Source organism: Xanthomonas sp. SHU 199 (assembly GCF_000364665.1).
GTDB classification, from domain to species: Bacteria; Pseudomonadota; Gammaproteobacteria; order Xanthomonadales; family Xanthomonadaceae; genus Xanthomonas_A; species Xanthomonas_A sontii.
Genome location: NZ_AQOI01000625.1, coordinates 1 through 1,072, shown reverse-complemented (window position 1 = coordinate 1,072; position 1,072 = coordinate 1). Strand labels below are relative to the sequence as shown.

Here is a 1,072-nt window from a genome sequence, read left to right as displayed (position 1 = left end):
CACGCCGGCGCCGGCCTCGGCATGCGCCTCGGCGGTGAAGCGCGGGCCGAGGCCGCGCCGCCAGCTGGCGCTGCCGACGGTGTCGCCGGCATAGGCGAAATCGGCGACGCCGTACGCCTCGCGCACCCGGCCCAGCGCCAGCGACCAGTCGGTCAGCCCGCTGGCCAGCAAGTCCTGGGTCGCATAGAACGGAAAGGCCAGCGAGCGGGTGCGGCCGTACGCGTCGGTGATCACCACCTGGGCGTTGCCGGCACCGTCCACGCCCGGCGCGGCGGACAGCTGGAACGGCCCGGCCGGCAGCTGCGCGCCGTACTGGCGGATGCCGTTGAAGTACAGGTCCACGCTGGACGGCACCGCCACTTCGCCGAGGAACTCCGGCAACGGGGTGGTCGCGCGATACGGCTGCAGGCCGAAGTCGCTGCCCACCCGCACGCCGCCCAGGCGCACGGTGCGGCTCCAACTGGTGCTGCTGCTGAAGGTGTCGCCCAGCACCACGCTGGTCATGCGCTCGGGCAGCGACCACTGCCATTGCGTGTCCAGGCGGATCGTCTGGGCACGCCAGTCCTGCTGCGGCTCGCGGTACACGCGGCCGACGAAGGACTGCCGCAGCAGGCCCTGGCCCAGACCGAACACGCGCAGTTCGCCGCTGGCGGTGAGATTGCTGGCGCCGCCCTGGCGGCTGGCGTAGAGGTCGTAGTCGAGCAGTGCGCCGGGTGAACTGGTCGCCGCCAGCGACGGCACGCCGCCGCGCGCGTCGATGCGGGTGGTGGCGACGTCCAGCAGCGCCACCGGCGCGTCGATCGTCACCTGCTGCAGGCTGGCGTCGTAGCGGAAGCGCACGCCGTCCAGGTCGCCCAGGGCGATCGCCGCGCTGGCGTCGCTGCCGTCCACGCGCAGGCCGAGCTGGCGCAGGGTGGCGGCGCTGGCGCGCAGTTGCTCGCCGTCGCGCTGGAACTGGAACAGGCCGGGCTGGCGGGTCTGGTTCAGGGTGACCTCCAGGTACAGGGTCTCCTGCGCCGGAGCGGTCGCCTCGGGCCGGGGTGGGGGCTGCGGCTGGGCGACGGCGAGCGCG

General features: G+C 74.0%; 1 protein-coding gene. It reads right to left on the bottom strand.

The genetic code is table 11. The features are described from left to right. A partial coding sequence (locus D183_RS25190; protein WP_017910237.1) for a fimbria/pilus outer membrane usher protein occupies window positions 1–1,072 on the bottom strand: 1,072 nt, incomplete at both ends.